General features: G+C 56.2%; 12 protein-coding genes and 1 pseudogene. 7 read left to right on the forward strand and 6 right to left on the reverse strand.

Annotated features, from left to right (window positions below; genetic code table 11):
* Nucleotides 1–4: 4 nt before the first annotated feature.
* Nucleotides 5–1384, reverse strand: coding sequence for an exodeoxyribonuclease VII large subunit (gene xseA / locus CWE01_RS24410; RefSeq protein ID WP_177143277.1), 1380 nt, complete (start codon nucleotides 1382–1384; stop codon nucleotides 5–7).
* A gap of 187 nt (nucleotides 1385–1571) precedes the next feature.
* A complete protein-coding gene (locus CWE01_RS24415) occupies nucleotides 1572–2471 on the reverse strand; it encodes a LysR family transcriptional regulator (protein ID WP_100943112.1) in 900 nt (299 codons plus the stop codon).
* 100 nt (nucleotides 2472–2571) lie between these two features.
* Here CWE01_RS24415 and CWE01_RS24420 point away from each other — a divergent pair, with 100 nt between their 5' ends.
* The 6 genes from CWE01_RS24420 to CWE01_RS33375 all read left to right on the forward strand — a co-directional run bounded on the left by CWE01_RS24420 (nucleotide 2572) and on the right by CWE01_RS33375 (nucleotide 8994).
* Nucleotides 2572–3339, forward strand: coding sequence for a sulfite exporter TauE/SafE family protein (locus tag CWE01_RS24420; protein WP_100943123.1), 768 nt, complete (start codon nucleotides 2572–2574; stop codon nucleotides 3337–3339).
* A gap of 54 nt (nucleotides 3340–3393) precedes the next feature.
* On the forward strand, nucleotides 3394–3942 hold the full coding sequence (locus tag CWE01_RS24425) for a sugar ABC transporter ATPase (protein ID WP_100943113.1): 549 nt from the start codon (nucleotides 3394–3396) through the stop codon (nucleotides 3940–3942).
* Nucleotides 3943–4024: 82 nt separating this feature from the next.
* On the forward strand, nucleotides 4025–5494 hold the full coding sequence (guaB, locus tag CWE01_RS24430; RefSeq protein WP_100943114.1) for an IMP dehydrogenase: 1470 nt from the start codon (nucleotides 4025–4027) through the stop codon (nucleotides 5492–5494).
* A gap of 105 nt (nucleotides 5495–5599) precedes the next feature.
* The gene (gene guaA / locus CWE01_RS24435) at nucleotides 5600–7177 is read left to right on the forward strand and encodes a glutamine-hydrolyzing GMP synthase (protein WP_100943115.1); all 1578 of its coding nucleotides are present in this window, start codon (nucleotides 5600–5602) and stop codon (nucleotides 7175–7177) included.
* Between the two features lie 445 nt (nucleotides 7178–7622).
* Nucleotides 7623–7910: a fructose-bisphosphate aldolase gene (locus CWE01_RS24445; RefSeq protein WP_152740958.1), complete on the forward strand. Its 288-nt coding sequence runs from the start codon at nucleotides 7623–7625 to the stop codon at nucleotides 7908–7910.
* A gap of 484 nt (nucleotides 7911–8394) precedes the next feature.
* On the forward strand, nucleotides 8395–8994 hold the full coding sequence (locus CWE01_RS33375; protein ID WP_157815267.1) for a sce7726 family protein: 600 nt from the start codon (nucleotides 8395–8397) through the stop codon (nucleotides 8992–8994).
* On the opposite strand, the gene CWE01_RS24450 is transcribed toward CWE01_RS33375, so the two are convergent.
* The 3 genes from CWE01_RS24450 to CWE01_RS24460 are packed head-to-tail and all read right to left on the reverse strand — an operon-like array spanning nucleotide 8939 to nucleotide 11810.
* Nucleotides 8939–10021 carry a beta family protein gene (locus CWE01_RS24450; RefSeq protein ID WP_100943118.1) on the reverse strand — a complete coding sequence of 361 codons (1083 nt, stop codon included), beginning with the start codon at nucleotides 10019–10021 and terminating at the stop codon, nucleotides 8939–8941. The two genes, CWE01_RS33375 and CWE01_RS24450, sit on opposite strands and share 56 nt — an antisense overlap.
* Complete coding sequence (locus CWE01_RS24455; protein WP_100943119.1) at nucleotides 10018–11277, reverse strand: XRE family transcriptional regulator; 1260 nt, start codon at nucleotides 11275–11277, stop codon at nucleotides 10018–10020. The genes CWE01_RS24450 and CWE01_RS24455 overlap by 4 nt, the downstream gene beginning before the upstream one ends.
* On the reverse strand, nucleotides 11274–11810 hold the full coding sequence (locus CWE01_RS24460; protein ID WP_218274296.1) for a hypothetical protein: 537 nt from the start codon (nucleotides 11808–11810) through the stop codon (nucleotides 11274–11276). The genes CWE01_RS24455 and CWE01_RS24460 overlap by 4 nt, the downstream gene beginning before the upstream one ends.
* 274 nt (nucleotides 11811–12084) lie before the next feature.
* On the opposite strand from CWE01_RS24460, the gene CWE01_RS24465 reads away from it, so the two are divergent.
* Nucleotides 12085–12285 carry a transcriptional regulator gene (locus CWE01_RS24465; RefSeq protein ID WP_100943121.1) on the forward strand — a complete coding sequence of 67 codons (201 nt, stop codon included), beginning with the start codon at nucleotides 12085–12087 and terminating at the stop codon, nucleotides 12283–12285.
* A 238-nt stretch (nucleotides 12286–12523) separates the two neighbouring features.
* Here CWE01_RS24465 and CWE01_RS24470 read toward each other — a convergent pair.
* Nucleotides 12524–12850, reverse strand: a pseudogene (locus CWE01_RS24470) (transposase); the annotation flags it as partial.

Raw genomic sequence — 12850 nt, forward strand, 5'->3', positions numbered from 1 at the left:
AGAATCAGTCCAGTAAAGAAAGGGTGACCGGTGTCAGGTGGTTGTCCTCGACCCGTACCTGCAATTCTCCCTCACCGAGTTTGGCCTTCAGGCGTTGGCCGGTGTGGGTCTGCTCGGCACTGCGGATCGCCTGGCCACGTTCGTCCAGCAGGATACTGTAGCCACGGCCGAGTGTGGCCAGGGGACTGACTACATGAAGTGTCTGCATCTGGCTTTGCAGTTGCAGGCGCCGGGCTTTCAGGCCTTCGCGCATGGCCCGGGGCAGGCGTTCGGAGAGACTGTCCAGGCGTTGGCGCAACAGGGCCAACTGACGTCCCGGGTGCTGCCCGGCGAGGCGGGTTTCCAGGCGGATCAGTTTTTCCCGGCGGGTATTGAGCTGGCGCTCGAACGCCCGGCGCATGCGCATGTCCAGGTCATCCAGGCGCTGGGCCTGCTGACGCAGGCGTTCGCCGGGGTGGCGCAGGCGTCGGGCCAGGCCGTCGAGGCGCAGGCGGTCGCGCATGAGGCGGTCGCGGATACGCATCACCAAACGGCGGTGCAGGCTCTCGACCCGGCGTTGCAGGTCGCTGGAGTCCGGGGCCAGCAACTCGGCGGCGGCGGAAGGGGTCGGGGCGCGGACGTCGGCGACAAAGTCGCTGATGGACACATCGGTTTCATGGCCGATGGCACTGACGATTGGCGTGACGCAGGCGTCCACCGCCCGGGCCACGGCTTCTTCGTTGAAGCACCAGAGGTCTTCCAGCGAACCGCCGCCACGGGCCAGGATCAGCGCGTCGAAACCCTTGGCATCGGCCAGCTTGAGGGCCCGGACGATTTGCCCTATGGCTTCGCGGCCCTGTACGGCGGTGGGGATCAGTGTCAGTTCGACCTGTGGCGCACGGCGGCGGAACACGCTGATGATGTCGCGGATCACCGCGCCGGTGGGCGAACTGATAATACCGATGCGTTGCGGGTGGGCGGGCAGCGGGACCTTGCGCTCGGCGCTGAACAGGCCTTCGGCACTGAGTTTTTCCTTCAGCGCATCGAAAGCCAGGCGCAGGGCGCCATCACCGGCGGGTTCCACGGTGTCGAGAATCAGTTGGTAGTCGCCGCGGCCTTCGAACAGCGAGACCTTGCCCCGGACCTTCACCGCCAGGCCGTCCTTCAGTGCCTGGCGCACCCGGGCGGCGTTCTGCCGGAACAGTGCGCAACGCACCTGGGCGCCGCTGTCCTTGAGGGTGAAATAGATATGGCCGGACGCCGGGCGGGCGAGGTTGGAGATTTCGCCTTCGACCCAGATATTGCTGAACACGTCTTCGAGCAACACCCGGGCGCGGCCGTTGAGCTGGCTGACAGTGAGCACTTCGCGGTCGAGGCCCAGGCGTGAAAAGGGATCTTTAATCATGGGGCGCATGATAAAGGCATTCGACCGGCAATCTCTACGTTATGTCGTCGAGCGCAGATTTTGTCTGCTGCCCGAATCTAATGTGGGAGCAGAGCTTGCTCGCGAAGGCGGCCGCGAGGGCGCTAAAAGCTTCGCGGGCAAGCTCCGCTCCCACACAAGCCCTGCTCCTATGAGTTTGGCGGTGTTTTCAGGGACGTTGAAGGTCTTCGCTGAACCGCTCGACAAACTGCGCCACCAGCGGCGTCGGCTCCTGGCGGCAGGCCAGGGCCAGGGTACTCTGGCAATCCGGGTCCTTGAGCGGCAGAAAGTGAATGTTCGTCGGGGCGATGTCCTGCATCGATTCGGGCAGCAGCGCGATACCGAACCCGGCCTGGATCAACTGCAACTGGGTGGTCTTGCGCGACACCACCCGCGCCGCCCGTGGAAAGAACCCCTGGCGCATACACAATTCGGCCGAGAGATAACTCAAGCCACCGCGCTGCGGATGCGGAATGGAAATAAAGGCTTCGTCCTTCAGCACCGCCAGGTCGACGGCTTCGGTCGAACTCGCCAATGGATGGTTCGGCGGCACCGCCAGCAACAGGCGCTCGCTGAACAGCGGCAGGATCTGCACGCCCTCGCGCTGGCGCAGTACCGGCAGGCGCAACAGGCCGATATCCAGCCGTCCCTCGGCCAGTTCTTCGAGCTGGGCTTCGGAGGACAGCTTGACGATATCCATCGACGCCCCCGGACTCTGCTCCAGAAAATGACTGATCGCCCGCAGCAATCGACCGCTCATCGGCACCGTGCTGGAGTGACTCAGGCGCAAGGTCCCTAGCTGCCCTTTGCCCACCTGGGTCGCCAACTCGCTGGCCTTGTTCAGCTCGCTCAGCAGATTCCTCGCCCGCGGATAAAAAGCCTCGCCTGCCGCGGTCAGTCTCGGCTGGCGCGCCGTACGTTCGAACAAGGGCGTCTGCAAATGGTTTTCCAGTTCCTTGATCTGCCGGCTCAAGGCCGACTGCGCGATAAACAGGCGTTCGGCGGCGGCACTGAAACTGCCGGATTCGGCGATCTCGACGAAGTAGCGCAGTTGGCGGGTGGAAATCACGAGTCATGCCTTTTCGAGATGAGTAACGGGCTTTGAATATATTAGTCGCAAGGCTCGCCACTGGCTAAAGTCAATCGAACCCATTGTGGAAGTGTTCTTCATGAGTCTTGTTGCCCTATTGAACCAGTGGCCGTTCAGCGCCACCGATTGGCTGGTGGTGGAGCTGGGCGTGGCCCTGGCCTATATCGTCTTCGGCGTGGCGGGTTTCGGCACGGCGCTGGTGGCGGGGCCGATCCTGATCCTGTTCATGCCGCTGTCGAAAATCGTGCCCTTGCTGGTGCTGCTGGATTTTGTCGCGGCCTTTGGCAATCTGCTGCCTTCGCGCAAGGATGTCGCCAAGCCCGAGTTGCTGCGGTTGCTGCCGTGCATGGCGGTGGGTTGCACCCTGGGGGTGATCTTCCTGTTGAACCTCAAGTCCGACATCCTGTTGCTGCTGATGGGCTTGTTTATCAGCGCCTATGCGGTCTACAGCCTGTTGGTGAAGGCGCGACCGACGCAACTGGCGGCGGGATGGGCGGTGCCGATGGGGGTCGTGGGCGGTATGTTCGGCGCGTTGTTTGGCAGCGGCGGCTTCCTTTATGCGATCTACCTCAACAGCCGCTTGCCCAAGGAGCCGGCCCGGGCTACCCAAAGCGCGCTGATCAGTTGCAGCACGGTGGTGCGTCTGTCGCTGTTCATGATCGCCGGTGTCTATGCCGAGCTACCCTTATTGATGTTGGCGGTGTGTTTGCTGCCGGCGATGGCATTGGGCTTGTGGATCGGTCGGCGTCTGATCCGCAGGCTGTCGCGCGAAGCCTTCGTGCGCCTGGTGACCTGGTTGGTGCTGGCCAGTGGGATTGCCCTGATCACCCGTTACTTCAGCACTTGACCTCGGGGTTTCAGGGATTAAGCTGCCGGGTCGCAAACGCTCCAGGCCGTCCCCATGAATTCTCAAAGCATCATCGTCCCGAAGATTTCCACCTTGCCGGTCCACGAACCCCGGGCCCGGGCCATCGTGCGCTGGCTGGTGCGCAAGAACATCATCGAGGAGCAACTGAGCACCTGCGGGCGCACCGGCAACCGCATGGCCCATGCCATTGCCCCGGGCGCCGCCAGCGTGGTCCTGCACCCGGATGCGCTGCCGTTCAATGAGCCGATCAACGGCCTGGAGATCGTCACCAAGCGCTGCATCTATACCCCGGCCAAGGGCTTTCTCGAAGAGGCGGGCTGCGCCGAGTGCCGCAAGGAAGTCGGCGAGGCGTTGTTCGACAGCCTCGAAGAGTGGATGCCAGGGCGCACCGAGAACTTCATCTGCCCGCTGTGCGGCCATGAAGACGATATCAATGGCTTTCTGTTCCTGCAGGAATGCGCGTTCTCCAACCTCGGTTTTATCTTCAATAACTGGGCCGAGGCCGGCTTCAAGCAGAGCTTTCTCGACGAGTTCGCCGACTGGCTGGATCAGCCCGTCGCCTGGGTAAAAGTGGAGCTTTAAATAAGCCAAGGTTTACATTGAGCCCAGGGGCCCATCTGAGTATAATGGCGCGCTTCCATTTTCCCGCTCGGGAGCCCCCGCGATGCTGCGTATCAGCCAAGAAGCTCTGACCTTCGACGACATTCTCCTAGTGCCCGGTTATTCCGAGGTACTCCCTAACGAAGTCAGTCTCAAGACCCGCCTTACCCGTGGCATCGAGCTGAATATTCCGCTGGTTTCCGCCGCCATGGACACCGTGACCGAAGCCCGTCTGGCCATTGCCATGGCCCAGGAAGGCGGTATTGGCATCATCCACAAGAACATGACCATCGAGCAGCAAGCTGCCGAAGTGCGCAAGGTCAAGAAGTTCGAAGCCGGTGTGGTCAAGGACCCGATCACCATCGAGGCCGATGCCACGGTGCGTGAGCTGCTCGAACTGACCCGCATGCACAACATCTCCGGCGTGCCGGTGCTGCACGACGGCGACCTGGTCGGCATCGTCACTTCCCGTGACGTGCGTTTCGAAACCCGCATGGATGTCCCGGTTCGTGAAGTGATGACGCCTAAAGAGCGCCTGGTCACGGTCCGCGAAGGCGCCGACAAGAACGAAGTCCGCGAGTTGCTGCACAAGCACCGTCTGGAAAAAGTCCTGATCGTCGACGACAAGTTTGCCCTCAAGGGCATGATGACCGTCAAGGACATCGAAAAATCCAAGGCCTACCCGCTGGCCAGCAAGGACGACCAAGGTCGTCTTCGTGTCGGCGCCGCAGTCGGCACCGGTAAAGACACCGCCGATCGTGTTGCCGCACTGGTCAATGCCGGTGTTGATGTGGTGGTGGTCGACACCGCCCACGGTCACTCCAAAGGCGTGATCGACCGCGTGCGCTGGGTCAAGCAGAACTTCCCTGAAGTCCAGGTGATCGGCGGCAACATTGCCACCGGCGCTGCTGCCAAGGCCCTCGCCGAAGCGGGCGCGGATGCGGTCAAGGTCGGTATCGGCCCTGGCTCGATCTGCACCACCCGTATCGTCGCCGGTGTCGGCGTACCGCAAATCAGTGCCATCGCCAACGTCGCCGCCGCCCTTGAAGGCACCGGCGTACCGTTGATCGCCGACGGCGGCATCCGTTTCTCCGGTGACCTGTCCAAGGCCATCGTGGCCGGTGCTTCCTGCGTGATGATGGGCTCGATGTTCGCTGGTACCGAAGAGGCGCCGGGCGAAATCGAACTGTTCCAGGGCCGTTCCTACAAGGCTTACCGCGGCATGGGTTCGCTGGGTGCGATGTCGCAGTCCCAGGGGTCCTCCGACCGCTACTTCCAGGACTCCTCCGCGGGTGCCGAGAAGCTGGTACCGGAAGGCATCGAAGGGCGTGTTCCCTACAAGGGCAGCCTGAGCGCCATCGTCCATCAACTGATGGGCGGCCTGCGCTCCTCGATGGGCTACACCGGCAGCGCCGACATCGAAGAAATGCGCACCAAGCCTGAATTCGTGCGTATCACCGGTGCCGGCATGGCTGAATCTCACGTTCACGACGTGCAGATCACCAAGGAAGCTCCAAACTATCGCGTAGGTTGATAGTGATCGCCTCCTGGCCGAGGTCGGGAGGCGATTGACGAATTTGAACCGGGGCTGTTGATGACAGCCCCGTGTTGTTTCTGATTTCACTGACGAGAATGACTCATGGCCCTCGACATTCACGCCCACCGCATCCTGATCCTCGACTTCGGTTCCCAGTACACCCAGCTGATTGCCCGCCGCGTGCGTGAAATCGGCGTGTACTGCGAACTGCATCCGTTCGACATGGACGACGAAGCGATTCGCGAATTCGCTCCCAAAGGCGTCATCCTCGCCGGCGGTCCCGAGTCCGTGCACGAAGCCAACAGCCCTCGCTGCCCGCAAGCCGTGTTTGACCTGGGCGTTCCGGTCTTCGGTATCTGCTACGGCATGCAGACCATGGCCGAGCAGCTGGGTGGCAAGGTCGAAGGTTCCGAGCTGCGTGAGTTCGGTTATGCCCGTGTTGATGTGGTCGGCAAGAGCCTCCTGCTCGATGGCATCGAAGACCACGTCGACGCCGACGGCCTGTTCGGCCTCGACGTCTGGATGAGCCACGGCGACAAGGTCACCCGGATGCCGGAAGACTTCCACGTCCTGGCCAGCACCCCGAGCTGCCCGATTGCCGGCATGTTCAACGACGACCTGCGTTACTACGGCGTGCAGTTCCACCCGGAAGTGACCCACACCAAGCAGGGCGGTCGCATCCTGTCGCGCTTCATCCTCGATATCTGCGGCTGCGAAGCACTGTGGACGCCATCGAAAATCGCTGAAGACGCCATCGCCAACGTCCGTGCCCAGGTCGGTACCGACAATGTCCTGCTGGGCCTGTCCGGCGGTGTTGACTCCTCGGTGGTTGCGGCGCTGCTGCACAAGGCCATCGGCGACCAGCTGACCTGCGTCTTCGTCGACAACGGCCTGCTGCGCCTGCACGAAGGCGAGCAAGTGATGGCCATGTTCGCCGAGAACATGGGCGTCAAGGTGATCCGCGCCAACGCCGAAGAGCAGTTCCTGAACAACCTGGCCGGCGAGTCGGACCCGGAGAAGAAGCGCAAGATCATCGGTCGCACCTTCATCGACGTGTTTGATGCCCAGTCCAACAAACTGGACAACATCAAGTACCTGGCCCAGGGCACCATCTACCCGGACGTGATCGAGTCGGCTGGCGCGAAAAGCGGCAAGGCCCACGTGATCAAGTCCCACCACAACGTGGGTGGCTTGCCGGAAGAGATGAACCTCAAGCTGGTCGAGCCGCTGCGCGAGCTGTTCAAGGACGAGGTCCGTCGCCTCGGCCTTGAGCTCGGCCTGCCGTACGACATGGTCTACCGTCACCCGTTCCCGGGCCCGGGCCTGGGCGTGCGGATCCTCGGTGAAGTGAAGAAGGAATACGCCGACCTGCTGCGTCGCGCCGACCATATCTTTATCGAAGAACTGCGCAAGGCCGACTGGTACCACAAGGTCAGCCAGGCATTCGTGGTGTTCCAGCCGGTGAAATCGGTGGGTGTGGTCGGTGATGGCCGTCGTTACGCCTGGGTCGTGGCCCTGCGTGCGGTGGAAACCATCGACTTCATGACCGCCCGCTGGGCGCACCTGCCGTACGAGCTGCTGGAAACCGTCAGCGGCCGGATCATCAACGAAATCGAAGGCATCTCCCGCGTTACCTACGACGTGTCGAGCAAGCCGCCGGCGACGATTGAGTGGGAATGATGGCTTCATCCTCGCGTCAGCGGGGTGAAGAATAGGCGCTTTAGCCCAATGCCAGTCAGTCACGCTGACTGGCATTTTCATTTGTGCTCGGATGCTTCGGGGATTCAAGTCTGATGGTCTTTGGAGGCATCACACTCCGACACAATTGCACTCATTACTCTGATCGCCTGGTGAGCTGATAGGCGCTTATAGTCTGTGCTTCGCTGCTAAATCAGCGAACGGATTTCGCAGTCCGTACACATTCTAACCAACAGCGCCGCAAGCCTGTTGTTGGCGTTTTCTCTCGCCTCCAATAAGCTTCCATGGCGACTGTGCGTGGGAGACCTTCGGGTCTGCCGGGTTTATGGTTGGAATTACCGGTCTGCGAACCCGCGCACAGTTGCCACCCATTTCGTTTCGCAGCGGACGGTGGTGACCCTTTAAGACATTTAAGGGAATTCCTACCATGCAAAGTAACGAACGCTTTACCCCCGTCGATACAGTAGCTTCCGAGCGCCCAGTCCTGTACATCGATAGCCATGCTCCCTTGGTTGACCTGCATGCCTGCGTCAGCGAGCGCATCGGTGCCTTGGGTAATATCCTGAGTCTTTTTTCTTGTTGTAGCTTGAATGACAGCGATCCAGGTGACATTGCTTCTATCGCCAACATCAGTCGAATCCTGTTGCAGGACGTCAATGATGTCTTCGCGGTGATTCAACGGCGTGGCCTGATGGCCGAGCGGCGCGTCTGCTGATTTTTACTCAACACTCTGCTGAGGCCGCGATAACCCGTTGGGTTTTATTGCGGCCCTTCCCTGAATTCGGTTTGCATGATCCTGATACGAAAACGACTTTCGCCTAATGCCGAAAGTTGAGGGAGTTTGAAGCCGACCTCGGCCTTTCGTCACAAACCTCAGACTGATTTGAGAATGGTTCTTAACATGGGGGGTGCTCCGCCCATGCAGCCCTGGACTTGTGAAACCTCGGGAACACACGTTGAAGGTGCGCAGTGCTCAATCTGCTGCTTGGGGCTAGCTTGGTGGGTTACCCAAACGGACCTTTCCTCAGAGCGCTGCTTGGCGCCACTCGTCGGTTCGCATCCACAAGCTAGAGTCAAAAGGTAGAAATTGATTGTCTGTTGGTGAAGTTTGATCGCAGGCGTAGAGTGAATACGGTAGAATTCGCGGTGCCTGAGATGGAGCAACAGTCTACGGCATAGATTTAGACGGAGAATATCAAATGGAAAGTCGGGACATTGAAATAAGGCGGCACTTTCACAAGAAGCGCTTACAACACTTCCACGACTGCCCAAACACTATTGTAATAGACGAGCTTGGTATTGCTCACGGAAAAAACAGAGCAGATATAGCAGTTCTGAACGGGACTTTTCATTGCTTTGAAATCAAAAGTTCAAAAGACACTATAAATCGCCTGCCTGAGCAGTTATCAGAGTATTCAAAATGCTTTGAAAAAATTTCAGTAATATCCGCTCCAAATCATATTCAAAAAATAATGACCATTCTTCCATCTTGGTGCGGTCTGATCGTCGCGACCAAGGGTGCTAAGGGGGCGGTGGCATTCAAAACTATAAAACGCCCCAAAAAAAATCCACAGCTAGAAATTACGGCCATGGCTCACTTTCTCTGGCGAAGAGAAATAATCGAGTTGCTTACAGTGCTGGGCGTGGAAGAAAAACATCTTAATCAGTCCAGAGAAAAACTTTATCAGTTGATCCCTCCAACCCTTACCGCACAGGAACTGACCCAGTGGATCAAGGTTAAGTTTATGGGCCGTAAAGACTGGAGAGCTGCCTCACAACAAATGTTATGTGATGATTGACGCCAACCCATTTCCAAGTAGTCAAGTTGCCGCAATTGTTAAGCTTGTTAGCGGTTTCATCAATTCTTTCATCGCCTTTGCTAAAGCTGCTAGTTGAATATTTGCCAGAAGATATGATGGCCTTACAGTGGTCAATCATCTGGGCTTCATTACCTCGAAATGCACCGCCCTTTGGTACAAACCAAGAGTCATCTATAGTGTATACAATTTTTCCGGCAGGCTTCATTTTGCGCATATCTAGGCTTAAAAATGAAGGTGACTCAATGGAGTAGTCTCCAAAACAAGGCGCGTATATCGTTTTAGCCATCTCTGCACGCAAGCTGGGAAAAAGTCCCCACTCGTGCCGCTTTTGAATTGCACCTGGCTTTTTTATATCGCGGAGTTTTAGCGATGTCGCAACAAAAATAAGAGATCGGCATGCGCTACACCCACTCATTTTATTTACCGCTCCTGCGACTATTTTAGCAAGCAGGCCATACGGCTCGAAGTTTGTGGGCTCTCCTAGATCAACAACTAAATCCACCTCTTTCCAAGAAGATACGCCGAGCGAACTCATCAGCGCTGCTAGATCCGCATCCACTGATGGTTTGAGAAGCTCATCCAGTTTGAGTCTTAAAACAATCCCGGTCTTATGAGCGATTAAAAACGAGCGAATACAGGAAATGTAAGAGCCACTTTTAGAGAGGCCAACTACTGGGCGGACATTACAACCCAAATCAACAGCTTCATTTAGCACGAACTCAATGACTGGGCGCCCATCATCCATCACTTCATCTTCTAGAGAGTCGTGGAGGTCGACGAGTGCAAGCCGACTGCTCCATTTGGTATAGAGCCGTTTCGGGAAGGTTTCGACGTGCTCATGGACTGTCTTTTTCATTCTCCCCTCTTCGAAATCATACTCCCTAGGAGGTATCACTAGAAGTGGAACGACTTTATCCTTCACCTCAGCCTTCAGAGTGAAAAGCGCTTGGTACTCGCCCTGTCGCCACTTTAGAACTGGCACATACTTTTCACTGCTGATTTTCATAGCTGTTCCTCAAAACAGGAGCGTACTTTTCCCTGCCCCAAAAACTCAGAAAGCACATGATAGTTATTGCTTTCCTTTCGGATTCTTCCCGCCAAAATACTTGGATGAATGCCTATTCTTTCCGCATCAAGCCGCACAGCTTCTGGAGTCATTGAAAATCTAGAAATGCATGAATCCCAAGACTCGCTGCTTATCAAAGCCTCTAAAGCGAATTCATCGGCTTCTCGCTCAACCAAATCACCTTCACCACCTCCTTCCTCATCAAAGTAGTCCATTTGGAGGGAGTCAAATATATGAAGAGATATATGAGCAAGCTCATGAAATAGCACAAACCAGAAATTATCTAAACGATCATATCTCAATGTGAGCGCAACAACTGGATGCCCTGTCTCAAGCACCATGGCAGCCCCGTCAAGGTACGTGCCAGGTAAATGCTTTTCTAGAACCAACACTATCCCTTTCTCAGCTAAGAATTTTTTAGCCGCTAGGGGCGCGCCCTCAATCTGCGTTAAGGAAGATAGTTCTTTCATCCAGCTATCCGTATGGCTGTATTCAGAAACAGCTCCAGACGCCACCTCTTCTCTAGCTAGCTCTAATACGCGAGCCTGCCAAGCTAATAAAGCATATTCATTGGGCTTATTCTCCCCATGAAACTTCTTCCTATGCAGGGCTGGAGTATATTGCCCGCCGCCACTAATAAAGTAATCTCTGACTTGATCTACAGCACTAATCCCTTTTTTTACTGTAATCCAACCGCGCTTAACCATTTCTTTCGCAGGGAACATCGTCCAATCGATATTCTCTACGCTATTCCAGCAAAAAACCGAGTCGGCAGCATTCGCCTTGGCACCTGACCATGATTCGCGAACTTTTACATTCAGTACTTCAGCTACAGAAATAAGACGAGAAAGGCTGGCTCCCATATAACTAGAGGCCTCATATCTCTGAAGCTGCTGTGTTGGAATCCCTAATTTCTCAGCAAGATCTTTTTGCGTTAATCCCAACCCAATTCGAGCGTATATAAGAGTCTTAGGTAGCTCTGACAAGCCAGAACACTCTGAGTAGGAAACTTTCCCTTCCTTAATTAACTCATACTCCTTAATCTCAGACTTTATATCTAGGATTTGGGATTCCAAAGCATCAAGCTGAGCCGAGTCCAACCACTCGACTCCAGAGGGTTTGAAAGCAGTTAGCGATTCGCTAAGCTTTTCAAATTGTTTGTGTGCTGACTGATATTGCCTTTCGTTATATATCATTCTCGTGCTCTCCCACACTCAAGGGGCTCGCAAGTCAAATCGATGGATAAGATTCCTTTAGGATGACCTGTAAATCGATCATTCTGGAAAAACTCCAGGAATGTCTTTCCTGGTTCGGCCGGGGCGCCAAAGGGGAAGAATTCCCCCCCGTATTTCAATTTCTGATTCCTTCGCTTATCACGGAAATCAAGGAATACAGGGTCGATTTTTTCACGGGTCACACCGGCAGGGTCCCAGCATACGTCGTAGTCACCTGGCTGAGGCTTGGCCGTGACGTAGCTGCCGTCCAAATAGACAGTGCGACAGCCGGCAGTTCGCAATGCTATGAACGCGGATTGCATTCCGACGAAAAGGCGTCGACGCTTCGCGTTGATAGCAAACACCTGCTCCACCTCTGCCATAGTGGCGATGTGAATTCCCGCTGGCAAAACTGGCCAAGGGCTTTGGTTCGGATTTACAAGAGATGGGATCATGATGCAACAAAATTGTTGTGTCGATGCGAGAAGATAGCCACCCGCCACCTGAGCGGTCAAGCCCCGATTGCGTGCGGTACTCTGTCAGCGCAGTGCCAATTTTTGTTGAGCTGCTGTGGCTTTCGCTAAGCTATTGATATTTCTATGCTTTTAATTCGGCTGCGTTTTTTTTGTTTTCCGCTTAATTTTGTTAAGCAATGTGACTCAGCCGATACCTCATTATCTATGCGGCGTCTGATGGCGGAGGGGAGCAAACGACAACCGAAGTCGCGGCGCCCCTGGGCGTGTATTGCGTCACCCTGTACCGTGCCCTCAACAAAGAGGATGGCTCCAGATGAAAGACCTACCACACGACGAGGCAATGGCCGAGCAGTTCCACGCCGATCCGGCCTATGCGGCCGAGCTGCTGACCGAAGTGCGCCGTAACGGCGACTCGGCCGAGTTGGCCATCCTATTGCGACAGATGGCCAAGGCGTTCGGGCAGGATGAGGGGTGGAGTCTTGCCGACGCAGAGCGCAAGCTATTGTCTACATGACAGGATATGGCACATTTCATGGCATCTAGAAAATTTCGTGTCATAAGCCAATGATATTTATGGATTTATATCTGTTGTTTACAATCGAGTGGGAGTGAGGGGCTGGTTCCTCGCTTCGGATGGATGAAAAGGGGCGCTTCGCAGACCGTGTGAAAACGCGGCGAAGCAGGCTCGGAAAAACAAATGCCCCGACTTGTCGGGGCATTTGCGTTTTTGCCACCGGCAAAAATGAAGCGATTCATCCCATCAGGGCAATCAACCCACTGGTCCCAGTACACCGATTGCCCTTTTCAGATTGTAGGCCTGTACCGCCAAAGCCATTTCGGCTCTTGCTCCTGCCAGTTGGCGCAGCAAGAGCCGTCCATTACCCAGTATCCACTACTTCAGATTCCCAAAGGGATGCTCAACCGTAGAACGCCTGATCACCATCATTTCTGGATGGGCCTGCATTCGCTGTTCCATTCGCTCAAACGCCGCCTCATGGGCGTGACGAGAAACATAGCGGCGTGCAGCCTTGGTACACCGAGGTTTAAGCGGGCAAGCTTTGCAATCGCTGATCGCCGCC

The organism is Pseudomonas sp. QS1027 (assembly GCF_002814235.1).
GTDB lineage: Bacteria > Pseudomonadota > Gammaproteobacteria > Pseudomonadales > Pseudomonadaceae > Aquipseudomonas.

What these genes read in the sequence shown, in the direction of transcription:
- CWE01_RS24420 (WP_100943123.1), top strand. Translation starts at nt 2,572, where the DNA reads ATGAGTCTTGTTGCCCTATTGAACCAGTGGCCGTTCAGCGCCACCGAT.
- CWE01_RS24455 (WP_100943119.1), bottom strand. Translation starts at nt 11,277, where the DNA reads ATGATATATAACGAAAGGCAATATCAGTCAGCACACAAACAATTTGAA.
- xseA (WP_177143277.1), bottom strand. Translation starts at nt 1,384, where the DNA reads ATGATTAAAGATCCCTTTTCACGCCTGGGCCTCGACCGCGAAGTGCTC.
- guaB (WP_100943114.1), top strand. Translation starts at nt 4,025, where the DNA reads ATGCTGCGTATCAGCCAAGAAGCTCTGACCTTCGACGACATTCTCCTA.
- CWE01_RS24450 (WP_100943118.1), bottom strand. Translation starts at nt 10,021, where the DNA reads ATGAAAATCAGCAGTGAAAAGTATGTGCCAGTTCTAAAGTGGCGACAG.
- CWE01_RS33375 (WP_157815267.1), top strand. Translation starts at nt 8,395, where the DNA reads ATGGAAAGTCGGGACATTGAAATAAGGCGGCACTTTCACAAGAAGCGC.
- CWE01_RS24425 (WP_100943113.1), top strand. Translation starts at nt 3,394, where the DNA reads ATGAATTCTCAAAGCATCATCGTCCCGAAGATTTCCACCTTGCCGGTC.
- guaA (WP_100943115.1), top strand. Translation starts at nt 5,600, where the DNA reads ATGGCCCTCGACATTCACGCCCACCGCATCCTGATCCTCGACTTCGGT.
- CWE01_RS24465 (WP_100943121.1), top strand. Translation starts at nt 12,085, where the DNA reads ATGAAAGACCTACCACACGACGAGGCAATGGCCGAGCAGTTCCACGCC.
- CWE01_RS24445 (WP_152740958.1), top strand. Translation starts at nt 7,623, where the DNA reads ATGCAAAGTAACGAACGCTTTACCCCCGTCGATACAGTAGCTTCCGAG.